This window comes from Nitrospira marina (assembly GCF_059568365.1).
Genome location: NZ_JCANTH010000001.1, coordinates 4,577,501 through 4,596,604, shown reverse-complemented (window position 1 = coordinate 4,596,604; position 19,104 = coordinate 4,577,501). Strand labels below are relative to the sequence as shown.

Sequence of the window (19,104 nt, the reverse complement as noted above, 5' to 3'; positions counted from 1 at the left end):
AGGGGGATTTTAAGGCCCCCTTCTTATGTCATGCATCTTCAATCACTCATCCTGAGAAGGGGAAGAAATCTCTATGAGCACTGCAACTATTACTAAAGCTTCAGCAACTGACTATAAAGTTGCGGATATCCGTCTGGCCGATTGGGGACGAAAAGAATTATGCATTGCCGAGACAGAAATGCCGGCATTGATGGCCCTTCGAGAGAAGTATCATGGCTCCCAACCATTAAGAGGAGCAAAAATTCTTGGCTGCATTCACATGACTATTCAGACCGGGGTGTTAATTGAAACGCTCATCGAACTGGGAGCTGAAGTTCGCTGGTCTTCCTGTAATATCTTTTCAACACAGGATCATGCCGCCGCTGCCATCGCTGCAAAGGGAATTCCTGTATTTGCCTGGAAGGGTGAAACAGAAGAAGAATATGAGTGGTGCCTGGAACAAACCATTCTAAAAGATGGCCAACCGTGGGATGCCAATATGGTTCTGGATGACGGTGGGGACTTGACGATGATGCTCCACAAAAAATATCCAGCCATGTTAAACCGTATTCATGGGATTACTGAAGAAACAACCACCGGGGTTCATCGCCTACAGGAAATGTTAAAAAATGGCACGCTAAAAGTTCCAGCCATTAATGTGAATGATTCAATCACCAAGTCAAAAAATGATAACAAGTATGGTTGCCGACACAGCTTGAATGACGCGATCAAACGCGCGACTGATCACCTTCTGTCAGGGAAAAAGGCCCTCGTGATTGGGTATGGCGACGTCGGAAAGGGCTCGGCTCAATCACTTCGACAAGAAGGCATGATTGTCAAAATTTCGGAGATTGATCCCATCTGTGCCATGCAAGCCTGCATGGATGGTTATGAAGTGGTCTCTCCCTATAAAGGTGGAATCAATACAGGTAAGGTCGAAGACACCAACTCCGATCTTCTCCAGAACACAGATATAGTCGTTACCGCAACCGGCAACTTGAATGTCTGCGATTCAGCCATCCTGCAATCCTTGAAATCCGGGGCGGTCGTTTGCAATATCGGACACTTCGACAATGAAATCGATACTGCCTTTATGCGAAAGAACTGGCAATGGGAAGAAGTAAAGCCTCAGGTGCATACGGTCTATCGTGACAAAGGCAGCAATGATCACCTCATTTTGCTGTCTGAAGGGCGCCTGGTGAATTTGGGAAATGGCACCGGACATCCTTCCCGAATCATGGATGGCTCATTCGCCAATCAAGTCCTCGCTCAAATTTACCTCTACGAACGCAAATTCGCCGATCAGAAAGGTGGAACAATTACAGTGCAAGTTTTACCGAAACATCTGGATGAAGAAGTGGCAGCCCATATGGTTAGAGGTTTTGGAGGGGTAATCACTAAACTCACTCAAACACAGGCAGACTATATTCACGTACCCGTCAACGGACCGTACAAAGAAGACAGCTACAAGTACTAATATATAGCTCGGAAAGTTTTGATATTTTTCCCAGTGACCTTTTCACAGAACACATAATAAATGATGACAATGTTTCTATAAAATTGATTGCGAATTCATAAATAAACACAGCTAATAATAGTTAAGGGGCCTTGGCTTGAGAGGGCCCCCTAGCTTTTTTCAAACAATCTGGTATTCTATTCATATGAATGGTATCAAGATTGATTGCTGCTATAGTATTGCCTCTCCCCAATTAAATTGGTACATTAAACTCTCAAACCACTCTTTTACACGGGAAAATCAAGTCCCGTGTTAGTCGGTTTCAACAACCCACTTTCGTATATGTAAAAGAGAATTCAAGCCTAAGGTTTTATTTCACTAACAAATCTATCACCGTTGAATTTCCCATCCAGGCATGGGGAACATGCTCTTAGGTGACTAGAGATATAAGAGGACTTAGACAGCTATGTCACGAACGTTAGACCCCTCCCTAGCGGGAACTCCACAACGAGATTACCCCACAATGATTCTGTTTGGGGCAATAGTATTGACCACAATCGTCGGGCTCCCATTGTATGCCTACTTTTACGATTTTTCCTGGGTAGACTGGACCATGTTTATCATGCTTTACCTATTTACAGGATTAGGTATTACGGTGGGCTATCACCGGTTAATTACCCATCGGAGCTTTAAGTGCCCGAACTGGATTAAAGCCACCTTCTTAATCGCAGGCGGTATGGCGTTGGAAAACTCAGCGTTAAAATGGGCCAGCGACCATATTAGGCACCATGCCCGGTGCGACCAGAAAGAAGACCCCTATAACGCAACACTGGGCTTTTGGCACAGCCATTGTGGCTGGATTTTCTGGAAGGATCCCAATCGTGACCCCAAATATGCCACCCGCCTTCTACAGGATCCTCTGATATTGTGGCAGGACAAATATTACCTTCCCATTCTTTTGTCTGGACTTGTGCTGCCATTCGTCGTAGGATTTTTATACAACGGGTGGATCGGAGCTATCGGGTGCTTCCTCCTGGCTGGACTTGCACGTACGTTCTTTGTTCTCAATTCAACATTCTTCATCAACTCCATTTGCCATATCTGGGGCGATCAGCCGCATGGGACGGCTGATTCGAGCCGAGATAGTTGGTGGATATCATTACTCACATTTGGAGAGGGGTATCACAACTATCATCATATGTATCAAAGTGACTATCGGAACGGAGTTCGCTGGTATAATTTTGATCCATCCAAGTGGCTTATATGGACATTGAGCAAATTAGGCTTAGCCTATGATCTACGTCGCCAGGCTCCCAACCAGCCGTAACGACATTTAGCATTTGGAGGCTCCTCCAACCTGGATTGGAATCTCGGACGGAGCCTCCTCTCCTGCTTTTCTGTTATCCAGCCAATCGCCCACACAACTCATTATTGCGCACATAAGAAGTCGTGTGATAGATTCGCCTGCATTCACGCGGGTTTTTGACAATATGATTACAAGTGAACTTCAGCAAAATACGGGTAGATTTCTGATGAACACCTATACCCGCCTACCCATTTCCCTTGTTCGAGGAAATGGATGCCTGGTGTATGATGCAGAAGGCCGGGAATATCTCGATTGTCTCGCGGGGATTGCCGTCAATATCTTAGGCCATGCCCAACCGGATCTTGTGGAGACCATCACGCGACAAGCCCGGCAACTCATTCATACCTCCAACCTGTTTTATACCGAACCCCAAACCAGACTGGCCCAAAAGCTGGTGGAACTGTCCTTTGCGGACAAAGTGTTCTTTTGTAATAGCGGGACAGAGGCCAACGAGGCCGCTATAAAGTTAGCCAGGAGATATGCACACAACACGTTTGGTCCGGAACGGTTTGAAATTTTGACCATGGTGAATTCCTTTCATGGACGAACATTGGCGAGTCTCACTGCAACCGGCCAGCCAAAATTACGCGAAGGGTTTGGACCGCTTGTTCCTGGATTTCGATATGTTCCATTCAATGATCTGGAAGCGCTGAAAGCCAATATAACTCCCCAAACGGCAGCTGTGCTGTTAGAACCCATTCAGGCTGAAGGTGGGGTCATGGTTCCCCATCCTTCCTATCTGAAGGGACTTCGAGAGTTCTGCACAGAGAAACAAATCCTTCTAATTTTGGATGAAGTCCAAACCGGGATGGGTCGCACGGGGACGTTGTTTGCTTATGAGCAGTTCGGAATGCAACCCGACATTATGACGTTGGCTAAAGGCTTGGGGGGAGGTCTCCCCATTGGGGCGTGTCTAGCTACCGACAACGTTGCAGCGGCATTTGAACCAGGTACTCACGCCTCCACGTTCGGAGGCAATCCTTTAGCCTGCGCGGTAGCCTTAAAAGTCTTAGAACTCCTCATTGAAGGCGGAAAACTTGAACAAGCCCTGCTTGCCGGTCGCTATTTAGCCAAAGGACTTGGCTCCTTAAAAGAGCAATTCTCCTGCATCCATGAGGCCCGTGGCATGGGCCTCCTCCAGGGTTTAGAATTAACCATTGACGGAAAACCTCTCGTTCTGGAATGCCTTGAGCGACGGGTCCTAATCAACTGCACTATGGGAAAGGTCCTCCGATTTGTGCCTCCCTTAATCATCAGTAACGCACAGATTGATCGGCTTTTGTCCGTCCTCTCTGACGTTCTTTCCAAACATCGATAAATCATGTCGTCCCCAAGGCAGTCTTCCCGTACCCGAAAATCCACCCCTTTCGCCCAACGCAAGAAGAGGACTCCCCTTCCCAAGGACTTGCTGACGGTGGCCGATATTCCCAGGGATACGATTCATCATTTGATTGCTCTTGCTCAAAAGATGAAGGCTGCCCGAAGACAGGGGCGCACCACCTTTCCGTTGAAAGGCAAAACGTTGGGTCTTATTTTTGAAAAACCCTCTACGCGAACCAGGGTTTCCTTCGAAGCCGGGATGAATCAACTTGGTGGACAAGCCATTTTTCTAGCGTCCGAAAAAATCCAATTGAGCCGTGGAGAAAGTTTAGCCGATACGGCAAAAGTCCTTACGCGATACTTGGATGGACTCGTCGTAAGAACATTCAATCAGGCCTCTTTAGAAGAATGGGCCCGACATACTTCGATACCTATCATCAATGGATTAACGGACGATTGTCACCCCTGCCAGGCATTAGCTGATCTTTTGACCATTGTCGAACACATGGGCCACGCGAAAGGTTTAAAGCTGGCGTATATTGGGGATGGAAACAATATCACCCACTCCCTCATCGAAATAGGGGCCAAAGTGGGTATGCATGTGACTGTAGGATGCCCACAAGGCTATGAACCTGATCACCGTATCGTCGCAGCGGCCCAGGAAGAAAGCCAACTAACAGGTGCCAGAATCGAAATCACCCATGATCCTAACATTGCCGCAACAGACGCTGATGTGATTTATACAGATGTGTGGATCAGCATGGGCCAGGAACACCAACAGGAACCACGCATGGAAGCTCTGGCGCCCTATCAAGTCAACGGGAAACTCATGCAACGGGCAAAACCCAATGCCCTCCTCATGCATTGCCTGCCGGCCCATCGGGGAGAGGAAATAACCGAAGACGTGCTGGACGGCCCACAATCAGTCGTTCTGGATCAAGCCGAAAACCGCCTACACATCCAAAAAGCTATTTTGCTTCAATGGTTAGGAAGATAGCCTCCATGAAGAAACGCGCCGGCGCAACCTCCCTCAACACCCGATCTCGTTCTTCAGCATCTCCTCAACCAAAGCCGCCACAAAAATCCGGAGATCAAAAACTCTGGGGAGGACGATTTCAAGGTCAAACCCATCAACTAGTGGAAACATTCACCGCCTCAATCAAGATTGATCGCCGCCTGTATGAATACGACATTGAAGGCAGCATTGCCCACTGTAAAACGTTACAACGGGCTAAAGTCTTGGCGCAGCGTGAATGCCAAACCATTATTCGAGGACTCCTGACCATTCGGGAGGACATTCGCGCCGGCCGCCATCAATGGCAGACCGAAGATGAAGATGTGCACATGAGCATTGAACGGCGCCTGACTGAGCTCATTGGGCCAGTTGGCGGGAAACTCCACACCGGCCGAAGTCGGAATGATCAAGTCACCCTGGATCTTCGACTCTACCTTAGGGATACCCTCCAACACCTAAGCAATGATCTTCGTTTACTTCAACAGTCGCTCGTGACGCTCGCTGAGCGGTATATGGGAGTAATCATGCCGGGCTATACACATTTACAGAGGGCCCAGCCCGTTCTCTTTTCGCATCACGCCCTAGCCTATGTTGAGATGGTTGAGCGGGACAAAGGGCGTCTCCATGATGCCTTGGTTCGAATTAACGTCATGCCGTTAGGTTCCGGTGCGCTAGCTGGAAACAATTACCCGATCGACCGACACTATACCGCTTCTTTATTACATTTCCCTCGCGTGACACAGAATAGCTTGGATGCCGTGTCTGACCGAGATTACGTCATTGAGGTGCTCAGTGCTTGCGCCATCGTGATGATGCACCTCTCTCGTTTAAGTGAGGAGCTGATTTTATGGTCATCACAAGAATTCCACTTCACAGATCTTCCCGACGGATTTTGTACAGGCAGCAGCATGATGCCACAGAAAAAAAATCCAGACGTGCCTGAACTGATCCGCGGAAAAACCGGTCGGGTCTATGGACATTTGTTCAGCCTCCTGACCACTTTAAAAGGATTGCCTCTCAGTTACAATCGAGACCTTCAGGAAGACAAAGAACCGTTGTTTGACACATTGGATACCGTGACGATATCGGTTAATATTTACGCAGAACTCCTGGCTCAACTCACGATACGACCTGAAACTATGAAAGAAGCGGTGTCTCAGGGATTTCTGCTTGCCACGGAGTTGGCGGACTATCTGGTTAAAAAGGGGATGCCTTTCCGTGAATCCCATCACGTGGTGGGAAGTCTGGTACGCGAGTGTTTAGCGAAAGGGAAGGATTTAGGACAACTCACCCAACAGGATTTACTGAATGCCTCCTCATCCTTTGACTCCAAGGCATTTCAAGTTTTAACTCCCGAAGCTGCGATTAACAGTAAAAACATTATAGGTGGCACCGCTACAGCCCAAGTCACAAAACAGATCAAGGGATGGAAAAAATCTTTACAGGCCGAAATGAAACGTTCGATGAAAAAACAGTGAACGGCATGGGGCAAATCTTAAAGACTTCTACCAGGTATTTCCTCATATATTGCGTTCTGGCGCTCCTCTTCTCCTCAGGTTGCGGAGCAGTAGGCCCTCCCATCCCCCCAGAAAAAGTTGGCATTGAAGCCAAGAGACTCAAGCAACAACAAGATCAGGCCAAAACAGAGGGGGACTTTGACCAGGACCCACTGAATGTACCACTAGAAGAGGCAGTGGAATTACCCCCCGTGTATCCTATCGATACCCGATAATACACAGGGATTTGTCCAGGGAGAACCTCACAAGGTACAATGAGGCCCTCCACAGTCTCTCTAACTGTTTGTGGAGGTTAAAAGAATGGATACCTCTCTCACCCACGGTGAAATTCGTCCCAAACTTCTGTTGCTTGATCCTTATCCACGAAATAATCCCTACCGTATGACGGCTAGCGAGCGCCGGTCGATCTGGTTTCCGAAGCTCAGCCTACCAGCGATTGCCGCATATACTCCAACAACATGGGATGTCGAAATCGTGGACGAAGCCGTTAGGGATATCGATTTTGAGACTCCCTGCAATGTGGTTGGAATATCCATCATGACGTGTTATGCCCCGAGAGCCTATGAAATCGCGGATGAATTTCGTCGACGTGGGAAACCCGTCATTCTCGGAGGAGTGCACCCCACCTATTGCCCAGATGAAGCCCTCCGCCATTGCGATGCCGTTGTCTGCGGGGAAGCCGAAGACCTTTGGCCTCAAGTGATCACCGACATCGAGGCCGGGTCCTTGAAGCGAATCTATCGCATGGACCAATTTCCAACCTTGAGTCATTACAAACCCCCGCGTATTGAATTGCTTAGCCCGGATTCCTATATGACCAGGCTTTGCACCTTCACAACGCGAGGATGTCATTTTGATTGTGAGTTTTGCAGTGTTTCGCCATTTAATGGCAAAACCACTCGACGCCGACCCGTTCCCGAAGTCATTGAAGAGCTGAAAAGAGCCAAAGAATGGCTGCGGTCGGACATTATTGAACGAATGACCCGGGGGTCACTATTCCACGCCTTAACAACCTCCCTGAAAATTTGGGTAGGGCTGGAAGAAGGTTCGATTGTTGCTTTTGTGGATGACCTGCACAACAGTCATCGTGCCTACTGCCGTGAGTTATGGCAGGCCCTGAAATCCCTCAACATTAAATGGGGCTGTCAGTCCACTCTCTTTCTTGGGGATGATCCTGAAATGGTACGATTGGCTGCCGATAGCGGTTGCGTATCGGTTTTTGTGGGGATGGAATCGTTGTCGGATGATTCGCTCGATGAAACGAATAAAGGATTCAATCAGGTGCGGAAATTTGAAAATCAAATTAAAATGTTTCATGACCATGGCATCATGGTGAATCCCGGTCTCGTGTTTGGATTTGATAATGATGACGAATCGGTATTCGAAACCTCCGTAGAATTTTTGACACAGAACAAAGTCGAATTGGCCTATTTTAATGTGTTGACCCCCCTTCCAGGGACAGCTTTATTCGAACGCTTTAAGCGGGAGGGCCGGATCATTGATCAGAACTGGTCGAAGTATGACGGCAAGCATGTGGTATACACACCCAAACGAATGTCAGCGGAGCAATTACAGGAAGGGTTTTTCTGGGCCAACCACCAGTTTTATTCCTGGCCCTGCATCTGGAATCGCATGGGGCATAAGAGCCAACGACTGATTCCCCGGCTTGAAATGAATTGGGAATTTCGAAAATTGATATACCGCACCACACCCAAAGGCGCTCTATCTCCCCTGGCTAAAGTCTTAAAAAATCTGCAAACCAAACTCCCGACATGTGAAACACAGCAATTCGTTCCTAACGCTCTTCACCCTCAACCATCTCCTGATGCCAACCACCAGGAGCTCTGCTTGAAAATGAAAGCTCGGCGTCACGATGCCTTTGCGGCTTTGTTCATTGATCTGGAGGGAACTTTAGACCACCTGAATGCCAAAGAACTATTGAAAAGGATTACACAAGCTGGACGTGAGGCCAAAATGGACATCGTAGTCAATTTCGAGCATATAAAACATGCGACTCCAAAAGCTATTTACACATTACTTGATGGGGAAATTCTCCGAGCCATCACCCCACACACAAAATTACGGTATCGAAACTTAAAAGAAGCCTTTCAATCCATTGTTTCCGAAATCGCTCTTGAAAATTTGGACCTGTTTGATGAGGATATCCAACATGCATGACTTTCACTACCAGGGGGACGGATTATTCTGTGAGGAGGTCCCCATTCGCCACATTACGGAACAGGTGGGTACTCCCTGTTACATCTATAGCCACCGGACATTGATTCGACATTTTCATGCTTTTGATCAAGCCTTCAATGCCATTCCACATATCGTGGCCTTTGCCATGAAAGCCAATTCCAATCTGACCGTCTTGCGTCTCCTCGCCAAGGAAGGGTGTGGCGCAGACATCGTGTCGGGTGGAGAACTTTTTCGCGCATTAACAGCCGGAATGGCGCCCAACAAAATCGTCTTTGCCGGGGTCGGCAAATCCAAAGAAGAAATCCAATATGCATTGAAGTCGGATATCCTGATGTTCAATGTTGAATCTCCCGGTGAACTTCAGCAGATCAATGAGGTCGCTGGCTCCATGGGCCTTCGCGCCAAAGTGGCGTTACGCATCAATCCGGATATTGATCCACAAACCCATCCGTACATTTCTACCGGATTAAAAAAAAGCAAATTCGGAATTGGAGCGGACCGGGCACTTGAAGAATTTGACGCAGCAGGGAATCTTCCTCACATTGAAGTGGTAGGCGTTCATTCACACATTGGTTCCCAATTAACCCAGGTCACCCCATTTGTTGATGCCTTAAAAAAAGCTGTCGCCTTAATTCAAACACTGCAAGCCAAAGGTGTCCACATTCAGTATCTCAACATTGGGGGAGGACTGGGTATTACCTACTCGGACGAAACGCCTCCCCATCCCAAAGAGCTGGCTGAAGCTATTTCCCCGTTGCTACAATCCGTCTCATGCCAAATTATTATGGAACCGGGCCGGTCCATTGTAGGGAACGCGGGCATCTTGGTGACGAAAGTGCTGTATAACAAGGAAAGCGCGGACAAGCATTTTGTGATTGTCGATGCCGCAATGAATGATCTGTTACGACCAAGCTTATATGATGCCCACCACGATATTCAGCCGGTCTTGAAAAAAGAGTCATCCGCAGTCAACACTGTTGATGTAGTCGGACCCATTTGCGAATCAGGAGACTTTTTAGCAAAAGATCGAAAAATGCCCCATTCTCAACCTGGAGATCTCCTGGCCGTCATGAGTGCCGGAGCGTATGGATTTACCATGGCCTCAAATTATAATTCCCGGCCACGCGTCCCCGAGGTGCTTGTGAAAGGGAAGGACATCACAGTCATTCGAAAACGAGAAAGCTACGAGGACCTCATTCGAGGCGAAACCATTTCAGAAGCCTTCTCGAATTAATTTTTAATTTAAAGTCTTGTGTTGATTCGCCAAGGCGTTCGCCGTTTTGTCGTTACAAACACAAAAATTCCCTACACCAAAAGATTGAGGTCAGAATTATGTTCAGCGGTTCGTTAGTCGCTATTGTCACCCCATTCTCAAAGGGAAAGTTTGATGAAAAGGCCATGGCCGATCTCATCGATTCCCAAATTTCTTGTGGGACCCATGGCATTGTACCTTGTGGGACGACAGGCGAATCAGCCACCTTGACCCCGGAAGAGCATGAACGGGTGGTGTCATTCACTGTCGAAGTGGTGAATAAGCGGGTTCCTGTCATTGCCGGAACAGGCTCAAACTCTACCGATGAAGCCATTACTTTTACGAAACATGCCAAAGCCGTGGGCGCCGATGGGGCTTTGCTCATCACGCCCTATTACAATAAGCCTACACAGGAAGGGCTTTTTCGTCATTTTTCCGCCATCGCCAAAGCCGTCGACTTACCCCAGATTCTGTACAATATTCCAGGGAGGACCAGCATCAACATGTTGCCGACCACGGTGAGCCGCCTGTCGGAGATTCAGAATATTATTGGCATCAAGGAAGGCAGTGGATCTCTCCAACAGGTGTCCGAAATTATACAACAATCCCGACCTGGCTTCCTTGTGCTCTCAGGCGATGATCCCTTGACACTCCCTATGATCGCCCTCGGCGGGAAAGGCGTGATCACCGTCACCGCAAACGTCGCCCCGACCGATATGGCAAACATGGTGAACGCCGCACTTAAAGGTGACTACGAAACAGCCAGACTCCTTCACTACAAACTCTCTCCATTATTTGGAGCATTATTTTTGGAAACTAATCCCATTCCCGTGAAAGCGGCTCTGGCCATGATGGGAAAAATGTCAGAAGAAGTCCGACTGCCGCTTACCCCACTTGCTGCGGAATTTCGACCAGCACTCCAAGAAGCCTTGCAACAATCCGGAGTGCTCTGAGGAAAGAGAACACATGATTCGAACAATTATTACCGGCGCGGCCGGTCGAATGGGGATGCGATTAGTCGCGTTAACTCAGGACACCCCTGGGCTACAACTTTCCGGTGCAGTGGAAGTAAAAGGGCATCCCGCTATTGGAAAAGACGCTGGCGAAGTCGCCCAAATCGGGCAAGTGAACCTTCCGATCACCGACGATCTCCAACCCTGTCTCTCACAGGGTGATGTGGTGGTCGACTTCACGGCTCCTTCATCCTGTCTGGCCAACCTCGAGCATGTCGTCAAATCCACCAAGGCCATGGTCATTGGAACCACCGGATTCACAGATCAAGAATTGGCCCAACTTAAAACATTCGCTCTCAAAATCCCCTGTGTGTTTTCCCCAAACATGAGTGTAGGGATCAATGTGCTCCTCAGCACCGTCGGGAAAATCGCCAGATCGCTAGGTGAGCAGTACAACATCGAAGTAATCGAAGCCCATCACAATAAGAAGAAGGATGCCCCCAGCGGAACGGCCCTAAAACTGGCCGAGGCTTTGGCAGAAGGCATGGAATGGGATTTACAAGAAGTGGGCGTCTATACACGACATGGTATGACCGGCGAACGGAAGACTCGTGAAATCGGAATGCAAACCATCCGCGCAGGAGATATTATTGGCGATCACACCATTTTATTGGGGGGACCAGGAGAACGCATTGAAATAACCCACCGGGCCCATACTCGGGATACCTTTGCTCAGGGCGCGCTCCGGGCAGCTGAATGGGTAGCTCAAAAACCACCTGGCCTCTATTCCATGGCCGACGTCTTAGGCTTATCCTAAAACAACATCCCGAATTTATCCGCTATATCGGCATGAAAGATGACAGCCAACAAAAACTTCAATCACACCCAATTAAAAGGTATACCTCCTCAACAACAATTGCATGAGACCTAACCTCTCAAATGTCCCCAAGCCATTCGATCGAGCATCTACTTATCCTGGCCTACAAGACTCCATTCATCCTGTCGATGCACAATTCTCATTGACAAAGCCGAAGAGCACGTGGTCTTATCGAAAGAGATTCAAGAACCACATTCACTCATCAACACTTCGCTTTGACTCTCACCGGACAAGGTAAGGAATTAGCGAAGATATATCAGGTTCATGTAAAAGGAGACTGCCTAAAATGGATATTTTTGGAAAGATTCCTCTCGTCGAGATTCCCGTGCATGTAACCCCGGATCAGAAGAAGTGGCTGGATAAAATGGTAGAAGAAGGAAAAATTGCCATTCCTCCAGGTGGAACCCTGGAAAAAGGATCAGTTATTTCTATGTTCCTCAGAATGCTCATCCACAATGCCATGGAAGAGCAGATGCGCCAAGCCGCCATCGACGCCGAAGACGAAGAAGACGATGATGAATAGCGAGCTAATAAAGGTCTTCTTTAAGAACTTTCTATTGCCGACGCATCTAGTTCCTTATATTGATTGTCAAAATTTTTCAATTGTTCATCAATATCCAGTTCGAAAAGTTTATTCATAAATGACATTCCATAAATCAGGTATCTTGAGGCTTCAAGTAATTCAACCCGCAAGTCTACGTCTCCGTTTGGCCCCCATTCAAAACCAATGACTTCACGTTCTTCGCTTTTCATGAATAACTCATCTAGAGATCCAGGGGATGAGTGAACGTCCTGGGAAAACAATCGATAAGCACCAACATAAAGATGGTGAAGGTTTAAATCTCTTGCCCATTGCTCTTTATTGCTACTACATTCTTTTCCCTCTAACGTCTCCTCAATTTTCTTTATGAGTTCATCCGTAAGTTCCGGTTTAATGTCATCGAATACATTCGTAGATGCGCTTCTAATCGACCGAACAAGCTTTAATCTGTCCTTTTCACCAATTTTGGCATATGCATGAACAAATTCATAAGATTCACAAATTTTACCCAACACAATTAAACTCTCCAGCGCGATTCTTAATAATGACCGACCTTGAGAAATCAGCCCTTTCTCAAAAAGAATTACTGCTGCTTGGACATCATTAAGCAATTTGATTAACAAACAACCAGCAAAAATCTGTTGTCCGTCACGATTATGAATTTCAAAGCGATACTTTGTTTGCTGACAAAATCCATTGAGGTCTTCGATTAATTTAAAACAGGCTTGGTTTTTTGCCCGTATCCCCTCGCAATATTTCTCTAATTCCGGTGAGAGAAAACCCTGATCGTCAAGGCTCATACAGCCGACCCTCCTGCAATAATTCACCATCTACTTCCTGCTTATTTCGATATTTTATCGAAAGGCTTAATTAAAAAATTCCGCAAAATTTTAACAAATTATATGGCCCAAATTTTAGGCCAGTTTGGCACAGACGGATTTAACTTCGGTATAGAGATCCAACGCCTCGTGGCCCATTTCGCGTCCCCAACCGGATTGTTTGTATCCGCCAAATGGGAGTGACGCATCAAAAATATTATGGCAATTTATCCAAACCGTTCCAGCCCGTAATTGCGCGGCAATCCGATGTCCCTTACTCAAATCTTTGGTCCAGACCGCTGCCGCTAATCCATAGATATTATCATTGGCCTTGGCGATCACTTCTTCTACTTCTGTGAAAGGTTCAGCGCACACCACAGGGCCAAAAATTTCTTCCTGAATAACCTTCATGGTTGAGTTGGTATTTACCAACACGGTCGGTTCAACAAAATACCCTTTGTCTCCAGACCGTTTCCCACCTGCAGCCGCTTGCGCGCCTTCGGCAAACCCCGATTCCAAATATCCCAGAACACGGTGTTGCTGTTCATCAGAGACTAATGGCCCCATCTGGGTAGTCGGATCTAGTCCCGGTCCTATCTTAATTTGTTTGGCTTGATCGGCAACCCCTGCCACAACCTTGTCAAAAATGCCCTTTTCCACATACAGCCGTGAGCCTGCGGCGCAACATTGCCCATGATTAAAGAAAATAGCACTCGCTACTCCGGGTATTCCCGTTTCCAAATCAGCATCCGGCAAGACGACACTTGGTGATTTCCCACCAAGTTCCAAGGTGACTTTTTTTAGATTCCCTGTCGCAGCATTCACAATAAGTTTGCCAACTTCGGTCGATCCAGTAAATGCAATTTTATCCACATCAGGATGCGCAGCTAAGGCCGCACCTGCGGTTTCCCCATAGCCTGGAACAATATTCACGACTCCTTCTGGAAATCCTGCCTCGATGAACAACTCTCCCAACCGCAATGCTGACAAGGGAGTTTGTTCAGCCGGTTTCATCACTATAGTACAGCCCACGGCCAAAGCCGGGCCAAGTTTCCATGCCGCCATTAACAGAGGAAAATTCCAGGGAATAATTTGCCCGACAACTCCAACCGGCTCACGAAGGGTATAGGCTAGGAATTGAGACCCAGGCATATAGGGAACCGAAATGGGAATGGAATTGCCCTCAATTTTTGTTGACCATCCCGCCATGTATCTAAACAAATCAACAGCCAATGGAACGTCTGCTGCCCGCGCAATGGTTAACGGCTTGCCGTTATCGAGAGACTCTAACTGAGCAAATTCTTCCAGATTCGATTCCAGAAGGTCAGCCAACCGCCACAGGAGTTTGCCGCGGTCAGAAGGCGTCATCTTTCGCCATGGGCCTTGTTCAAAGGCCTTTCTGGCAGCTTTCACGGCAAGAGCAACATCAGCCTTGTCGCCTTCCGCCACCTCCGCCATTACTTCACCGGTTGCAGGATTAAACGTGGAAAATGTTTTGCCTGATTGTGCATTAACCCACTGACCATTAATCAGCATTTTTCGTGGACGGGACACAAAAGACTGGACAGCCGGATGAAGCCGTTCAGTTGAAGTCGCCATACTCATTTGGGTACCTCCTTTTTTTTCAGAAAAAATCATTTGTATCGGATTTCAAGAACCAGGCCTATGAATTGACTCAAAAACATAAGGGGGTCGAAAATCTGATATTGTCGCTGGCTCCCTCCTTGCTTTCGACTTCACCTATGACTCCAAGGATTTTGAACTACCTCTTATTATGGCGACGATTCAATATCTAGTGCAAACCTTAGTCCGTTAGGTTGTCCTTCGGTGTCTTAGAATAAACCACTTTTGAGCTGTCTTTTGAAATTAATTCCGTTAGGATGCCTTGCCTGTTCTACGAACCTTTCGAAAAATTTCATTTTTTTTCGGATAGAGGCGTATAGACAGCGAGTTGGGCACCCACACTTTGCAAATACGGACTGTTGCATATTTATATAATATTTTTTCTTATCATTAGATTAAGTGACGGAAACCCCCATGAGGAAAAATAATGGATTCCTCCCAAAGACTTATCCCGCAAGCCCGTCGCGACTTTGGCAAAAGAAGGATACGGGAATACTAGATCACGACCAAGGGCGAGAACGACACTGGCGGAATTTTTCACCATCCCTAGGCAGGACAAAAGATGGAAGGTATCCTTCGGCCATTGGTTGCAAAAGGTGTTAGGTAAACCAGGAGGAGAATTGACTTGGCAACCAATAAAACTTACGCCCACCAAAATTATGGCTATGCAATAATAGGAGGACTATCGTAGCGTAGGAAAGACCTCTTCTGCGGCAGCAATCGTCTGATTAATGTGCCTAAGGGTGTGAGCTGTTGAGAGCAACATGGCTTCAAATTGAGAGGGAGCCAAATATATTCCATGATTGAGCATTCCATGAAAAAATTTAGCGTATCGTACGGTGTCTGACTTTTTGGCCCCGGCGTAATCCGTGACAGGTCCTTCGGTAAAAAATCCACCCAACATGGAACCGACGCGAGTTTGATAGTAGGAAATCCTTGCTTTTTTAGCTGCTTCTCCTAATCCCTCGGCCAACACTCTGGATTTTTTTTCTAAATCTTTATAGATTCCAGGTGTTTGAAGGATTCGGATAGTCTCTAGTCCAGCAGCCACTGCCACTGGATTTCCAGAGAGAGTTCCGGCCTGGTACACCGGTCCAGCCGGGGCAATCATTTGCATAATTTCCTTGGTGCCTCCATATGCTCCAATGGGCAAGCCTCCCCCGATGATTTTCCCTAAAATCGTGAGGTCAGGAATGACTTGATAGAGGGCTTGCGCTCCACCCGGATCCACTCTAAAACCAGAAATGACTTCATCGAAAATTAAGAGAATATCGTACTTTTTAGTGATCATTCGGAGCCATGGTAGAAACTCATCCGATGGAGGAATCACGCCCATATTTCCTGCAATAGGCTCTACGATAATTGCGGCCAAATTATGGGCATGTTTATGAATGAGTTTTTCGGTAGTTTTAATGTCGTTATATGGCGCGGTCAGTGTATGGCGGGCAAACGATTCTGGTACGCCAGGGCTATCAGGTATCCCTAGAGTAGCCACGCCTGATCCGGCCTTTACGAGCAAATGGTCGGCATGTCCATGATAGCAACCTTCGAATTTCAATATCGAGTCCCGTTTAGTGTAAGCCCTGGCTAAACGAATTGCGCTCATAACGGCTTCCGTCCCCGAATTTACGAGACGGACTTTTTCAATTGAGGGAACCATCTTGATAATTATTTTGGCTAATTCCACTTCCCCCTCGGCTGGGGCCCCATAGCTCGTCCCACGTTTCGACGCACTGATGACAGCCTTTAATACCCGCGCATTTGCATGCCCAAGAATCATAGGCCCCCAAGATAAAACATAATCCAAAAACTTATTGCCATCCACGTCTTCTAAAAAAATTCCTTTAGCTTGCTTAATAAATAAAGGACCTCCCCCGACTGAGCGAAATGCTCTGACGGGACTATTAACACCCCCTGGAATAAATAAATTTGCTCGTTGAAATAATGCACGAGACCTTGTTGTTTTCACGAAATTTTTCCTCTATCTTTAAAATTCAATTTAATAGGTCATTTGAGCCTTCTTTACCCAAAAACAAAACCTACCCAAGCACTTTCAAAAAATCTTACCATTCCAAAAATTTCACAAATTTAAGTTACTTATTATTCCTAAGATTTATAACTCCCCAGTCTGACTCCAACATTACAGAGTTTCAACCATATCACTACTTTTTTCCCAGAGAAACAACCAGCCATCCAAATTCCCCCATCTTTTACTATTCAAAACTTAGGAACATTTCGAAACCGGTTCCAATTATATATTTTCTCGGTAGCTTCAAATTCTTACCGTAAATAGTTGTGGCAACTATCGAAATTTACCTTCATTCTTCGCATTCGTGCAGTGCAAAATTTTCCTATTTATTTTTTTATCTTTTAGCCGAAAATTTTAGAATACCGTCAACAATCAACAATTATTAATCATATTAGGATAAACCGATGTATTGTGAACAACGGAGAAGGAATGCAATAACAATTCTTGATTGTTTTGGAAGATTTGATGAGAGTGATACCAAACAATTTATTCAGTGGCTTGAACAATTACAAAACCATGGCATTCAACATTTAATATTAAATTTGTCTCCTTTATACTATTTGGACCCTAAAGTGTTGAATCTCCTTTTTTTTGCGCAGGAATTTCTTCAAGCGAATTCAGGGACATTTTCATTGGTAAGCCCACTTAGTTCGGTAAGGAATGAACTTGTTCGAGGAAAAATTCCTCATACCATACCCACATTTGATACCATGTATGATGCTATGCATCGCCCACACTGTGCTTATAATGAATGTTAAACTTAGTATGGACTTCTTTGAAATAGAAAAGCCCAGGGATGATGAATCCCTGGGCTTTTCCTAATTAAATCTCGGCAACGACCTACTTTCCCACAGCCTCACGGCTGCAGTATCATCGGCCCTGGAGGGCTTAACTTCCGTGTTCGAAATGGGAACGGGTGGTACCCCTCCGGTAAGGTCACCGAGAAAGTGTTTGCGAATAGTAAATAATTTAAAAAATTTAATTACGCTGATTTTTTTAAATCAAACTTACCTATTCACTTAGACCATGTCTATCAAGAACAAATGTTGTTAAGTCGCACGGCCGATTAGTACTGGTTAGCTTCAGGCCTCACAGCCCTTCCACACCCAGCCTATCAAACTCGTAGTCTACAAGTGGCCTTTAGGGAGGTTACCCTCCGTGTGATCTAATCTTGAGGCTAGCTTCCCGCTTAGATGCTTTCAGCGGTTATCTAAACCGGACATAGCTACCCGGCACTGCCGCTGGCGCGACAACCGGCACACTAGCGGTCCGTCCATCTCAGTCCTCTCGTACTAGAGACAGACCCTCTCAAATCACCTCCGCCCACAACAGATAGGGACCGAACTGTCTCACGACGTTCTGAACCCAACTCTCGTACCGCTTTAACGGGCGAACAGCCCGACCCTTGGGACCGGCTTCAGCCCCAGGATGCGATGAGTCGACATCGAGGTGCCAAACTTCCCCGTCGATGTGAACTCTTGGGGGAAATCAGCCTGTTATCCCCGGCGTACCTTTTATCCGTTGAGCGATGGCCCTTCCACGCAGAACCACCGGATCACTAAGCCCGACTTTCGTCCCTGTTTGAGCTGTCGCTCTTACAGTCAAGCTCCCTTTTGCCTTTACACTCAATGGCTGATTGCCGACCAGCCTGAGGGAACCTTTGGGCGCCTCCGTTACCTTTTGGGAGGCGACCGCCCCAGTCAAACTACCCACCAGACAATGTCCTCACCCTGGATGACAGGGCCAAGTTAGAATGTCAGAAAAGCAAGGGTGGTATTTCAAGGTTGGCTCCACGAAAGCTAGCGCTCCCGCTTCATAGCCTCCCACCTATCCTACACATACTCGCCCAACACCCAATGTCAAGTTGTAGTGAAGGTGCACAGGGTCTTTCCGTCTAGTTGCGGGCACCCGGCTTCTTCACCGGAACAACAAGTTCGCTGAGTCTCTCCCCGAGACAGCGCTCCAGTCGTTATGCCATTCATGCAGGTCGGAACTTACCCGACAAGGAATTTCGCTACCTTAGGACCGTTATAGTTACGGCCGCCGTTTACTGGGGCTTCCATTCGGAGCTTCGCCTTGCGGCTAACCCCTCCAGTTAACCTTCCAGCACCGGGCAGGCATCAGACCCTATACTTCCTCTTACGAGTTAGCAGAGTCCT

Annotated in this window: 14 protein-coding genes and 2 rRNA genes (1 of these 16 running past the window's edge); 11 read left to right on the top strand and 5 right to left on the bottom strand. The window is 47.1% G+C overall.

The genetic code is table 11. The annotated features are described in order from the left end of the window. Nucleotides 1–73 precede the first annotated feature (73 nt). From ahcY to LX98_RS19810, 10 genes are all read left to right on the top strand, one after another. Complete coding sequence (ahcY, locus tag LX98_RS19855) at nucleotides 74–1,456, top strand: adenosylhomocysteinase (RefSeq protein ID WP_496430485.1); 1,383 nt, start codon at nucleotides 74–76, stop codon at nucleotides 1,454–1,456. Between the two features lie 445 nt (nucleotides 1,457–1,901). Further along, the gene (locus LX98_RS19850; RefSeq protein WP_496430484.1) at nucleotides 1,902–2,762 is read left to right on the top strand and encodes a fatty acid desaturase; all 861 of its coding nucleotides are present in this window, start codon (nucleotides 1,902–1,904) and stop codon (nucleotides 2,760–2,762) included. 163 nt (nucleotides 2,763–2,925) lie between these two features. Next, a complete protein-coding gene (locus LX98_RS19845; RefSeq protein WP_496430483.1) occupies nucleotides 2,926–4,119 on the top strand; it encodes an acetylornithine transaminase in 1,194 nt (397 codons plus the stop codon). A 3-nt stretch (nucleotides 4,120–4,122) separates the two neighbouring features. After that, complete coding sequence (argF, locus tag LX98_RS19840) at nucleotides 4,123–5,118, top strand: ornithine carbamoyltransferase (protein WP_496430482.1); 996 nt, start codon at nucleotides 4,123–4,125, stop codon at nucleotides 5,116–5,118. Between the two features lie 5 nt (nucleotides 5,119–5,123). Continuing rightward, nucleotides 5,124–6,614 carry an argininosuccinate lyase gene (gene argH / locus LX98_RS19835; protein ID WP_496430481.1) on the top strand — a complete coding sequence of 497 codons (1,491 nt, stop codon included), beginning with the start codon at nucleotides 5,124–5,126 and terminating at the stop codon, nucleotides 6,612–6,614. Nucleotides 6,615–6,953: 339 nt separating this feature from the next. Then, the gene (locus LX98_RS19830) at nucleotides 6,954–8,831 is read left to right on the top strand and encodes a cobalamin-dependent protein (RefSeq protein ID WP_496430480.1); all 1,878 of its coding nucleotides are present in this window, start codon (nucleotides 6,954–6,956) and stop codon (nucleotides 8,829–8,831) included. After that, nucleotides 8,824–10,086, top strand: coding sequence for a diaminopimelate decarboxylase (lysA, locus tag LX98_RS19825; RefSeq protein WP_496430479.1), 1,263 nt, complete (start codon nucleotides 8,824–8,826; stop codon nucleotides 10,084–10,086). Before LX98_RS19830 ends, lysA begins: the two co-directional genes overlap by 8 nt. A gap of 98 nt (nucleotides 10,087–10,184) precedes the next feature. Further along, complete coding sequence (gene dapA, locus LX98_RS19820; protein WP_496430478.1) at nucleotides 10,185–11,057, top strand: 4-hydroxy-tetrahydrodipicolinate synthase; 873 nt, start codon at nucleotides 10,185–10,187, stop codon at nucleotides 11,055–11,057. 13 nt (nucleotides 11,058–11,070) lie between these two features. Beyond that, nucleotides 11,071–11,874, top strand: a complete 804-nt coding sequence (gene dapB, locus LX98_RS19815; protein WP_496430477.1) for a 4-hydroxy-tetrahydrodipicolinate reductase — start codon at nucleotides 11,071–11,073, stop codon at nucleotides 11,872–11,874. A gap of 346 nt (nucleotides 11,875–12,220) precedes the next feature. After that, a complete protein-coding gene (locus LX98_RS19810; RefSeq protein ID WP_312645330.1) occupies nucleotides 12,221–12,457 on the top strand; it encodes a hypothetical protein in 237 nt (78 codons plus the stop codon). Nucleotides 12,458–12,477: 20 nt separating this feature from the next. Here the strand turns inward: LX98_RS19810 and LX98_RS19805 are convergent, their stop codons facing one another. The 3 genes from LX98_RS19805 to hemL all read right to left on the bottom strand — a co-directional run bounded on the left by LX98_RS19805 (nucleotide 12,478) and on the right by hemL (nucleotide 16,885). After that, nucleotides 12,478–13,275, bottom strand: a complete 798-nt coding sequence (locus tag LX98_RS19805) for a DUF5677 domain-containing protein (RefSeq protein WP_496430476.1) — start codon at nucleotides 13,273–13,275, stop codon at nucleotides 12,478–12,480. Nucleotides 13,276–13,389: 114 nt separating this feature from the next. Then, the gene (locus LX98_RS19800) at nucleotides 13,390–14,892 is read right to left on the bottom strand and encodes an aldehyde dehydrogenase family protein (protein ID WP_496430475.1); all 1,503 of its coding nucleotides are present in this window, start codon (nucleotides 14,890–14,892) and stop codon (nucleotides 13,390–13,392) included. Nucleotides 14,893–15,598: 706 nt separating this feature from the next. Further along, a complete protein-coding gene (hemL, locus tag LX98_RS19795; protein ID WP_496430474.1) occupies nucleotides 15,599–16,885 on the bottom strand; it encodes a glutamate-1-semialdehyde 2,1-aminomutase in 1,287 nt (428 codons plus the stop codon). Between the two features lie 464 nt (nucleotides 16,886–17,349). Here hemL and LX98_RS19790 point away from each other — a divergent pair, with 464 nt between their 5' ends. Continuing rightward, a complete protein-coding gene (locus tag LX98_RS19790) occupies nucleotides 17,350–17,703 on the top strand; it encodes an STAS domain-containing protein (RefSeq protein ID WP_496430473.1) in 354 nt (117 codons plus the stop codon). 69 nt (nucleotides 17,704–17,772) lie between these two features. On the opposite strand, the gene rrf is transcribed toward LX98_RS19790, so the two are convergent. After that, a 5S ribosomal RNA gene (rrf, locus tag LX98_RS19785) occupies nucleotides 17,773–17,889 on the bottom strand. Between the two features lie 101 nt (nucleotides 17,890–17,990). Further along, nucleotides 17,991–19,104, bottom strand: a 23S ribosomal RNA gene (locus LX98_RS19780) (it continues 1,896 nt past the right edge of the window).

Bases quoted from the DNA above. Each gene is read 5' to 3' on its own strand.
- dapA (WP_496430478.1), top strand. From the start codon at position 10,185: ATGTTCAGCGGTTCGTTAGTCGCTATTGTCACCCCATTCTCAAAGGGA.
- ahcY (WP_496430485.1), top strand. From the start codon at position 74: ATGAGCACTGCAACTATTACTAAAGCTTCAGCAACTGACTATAAAGTT.
- lysA (WP_496430479.1), top strand. From the start codon at position 8,824: ATGCATGACTTTCACTACCAGGGGGACGGATTATTCTGTGAGGAGGTC.
- LX98_RS19830 (WP_496430480.1), top strand. From the start codon at position 6,954: ATGGATACCTCTCTCACCCACGGTGAAATTCGTCCCAAACTTCTGTTG.
- LX98_RS19845 (WP_496430483.1), top strand. From the start codon at position 2,926: ATGATTACAAGTGAACTTCAGCAAAATACGGGTAGATTTCTGATGAAC.
- LX98_RS19805 (WP_496430476.1), bottom strand. From the start codon at position 13,275: ATGAGCCTTGACGATCAGGGTTTTCTCTCACCGGAATTAGAGAAATAT.
- LX98_RS19800 (WP_496430475.1), bottom strand. From the start codon at position 14,892: ATGGCGACTTCAACTGAACGGCTTCATCCGGCTGTCCAGTCTTTTGTG.
- LX98_RS19850 (WP_496430484.1), top strand. From the start codon at position 1,902: ATGTCACGAACGTTAGACCCCTCCCTAGCGGGAACTCCACAACGAGAT.
- argF (WP_496430482.1), top strand. From the start codon at position 4,123: ATGTCGTCCCCAAGGCAGTCTTCCCGTACCCGAAAATCCACCCCTTTC.
- LX98_RS19810 (WP_312645330.1), top strand. From the start codon at position 12,221: ATGGATATTTTTGGAAAGATTCCTCTCGTCGAGATTCCCGTGCATGTA.
- LX98_RS19790 (WP_496430473.1), top strand. From the start codon at position 17,350: ATGTATTGTGAACAACGGAGAAGGAATGCAATAACAATTCTTGATTGT.
- dapB (WP_496430477.1), top strand. From the start codon at position 11,071: ATGATTCGAACAATTATTACCGGCGCGGCCGGTCGAATGGGGATGCGA.
- argH (WP_496430481.1), top strand. From the start codon at position 5,124: ATGAAGAAACGCGCCGGCGCAACCTCCCTCAACACCCGATCTCGTTCT.